This window comes from Neisseria sp. HMSC064E01, from assembly GCF_001808875.1.
In the GTDB taxonomy this organism is placed as follows: domain Bacteria; phylum Pseudomonadota; class Gammaproteobacteria; order Burkholderiales; family Neisseriaceae; genus Neisseria; species Neisseria sicca_A.
The window spans coordinates 121,072-122,275 of record NZ_KV794946.1; the positions used below are offsets into that span (position 1 = coordinate 121,072).

The 1,204-nt window shown below is 52.6% G+C and carries 1 pseudogene; it reads left to right on the forward strand.

The window, feature by feature from the left end:
* Window positions 1-1,204: pseudogene (locus HMPREF2572_RS09175) on the forward strand (hypothetical protein); the annotation flags it as partial.

The window sequence follows — 1,204 nt, forward strand, 5'->3', positions numbered from 1 at the left end:
AAGACGGTCTGAACAACGGCGGCAACAAGATTACTAAGGTTGCCGAAGGCACACTTACTGCTGACAGCACCGATGCTGTTAACGGAGCGCAACTGTATAAAGTTGATCAGAAAGCCGATACCAACGCTGGTAATATTGCCAAAGGCATCAATATCGGCGGTACGAGCGGCAGCAACAAATACGCTCTGGGCGACACTGTCAACATCAAAGGCGACAGCAACATTGTCAGCGAAACCGTTGAAGGCGGCGTACAACTGAAACTTGCCGATACCGTCAAAATCGGACAAGACAGTGGCAAACCCGTCAGCATCGACGGCGTAAACGGTACTGTCAGCGGTCTGAGCAACAAAGCCTTGGGCGGTGCGGATTTCGCTACCAAAGGTCAAGCTGCGACTGAAGAGCAGTTGAACGCTACCCAAGCCAACCTGGCGAAAATCCTCGGCGGTAACGCGGCCAACAACAACGGCAACGTCAACTTCACCGATATCGGCGGTACAGGCAAAGACAATGTTCACGACGCGATTGCCTTAGTTAAAGAAACTGCCGAAAAAGGTTGGAACCTGAACGCCAACGACGAAACCTCGTCTGAAAAAATCGGCGCAGGCGACACCGTGACCTTCAAAGAAGGCAAAAACGTCAAAGTCAGCCGCGACGGTAAGAACATCACCGTAGCGACTTCAGACGACGTATCCTTCAACAAAGTAACTGTTGGCGACAGCGTCCTGTCCGACAATGGATTGACTGTGGGCAATGGCAAAGCAGGCAACCCTGTCAGCCTGACCAAAGACGGTTTGAACAACGGCGGCAATAAAATCTCCAACGTCGCCGCAGGCGAGGCAGATACCGATGCCGTCAACGTTGCTCAGTTGAAAGCCAATTCAGGTCGTGTGGAAAGCGGCAACAACAACATCGTCGTTGAAACCGACAAAACAGGCGGTTCTAACGTTTACAAAGTTTCTACCGCAAAAGACTTGAAGGCTGACAGCCTGACCGCAGGCGAGACCGTTGTGAACAACGACGGCGTCAAAGTCGGCGACAAAGTGGCTCTGAGCAAAGACGGTCTGAAAGCAGGCGATGTGAACATCACTGCCGACGGCATCGACGCGGGCAATAAAGCTATCAGCAACGTAGCCAAAGGCGTAAAAGCCACCGACGCCGTCAACGTCGCCCAGCTGAACGAACAACTCGCCGCCACTGAAAAAAC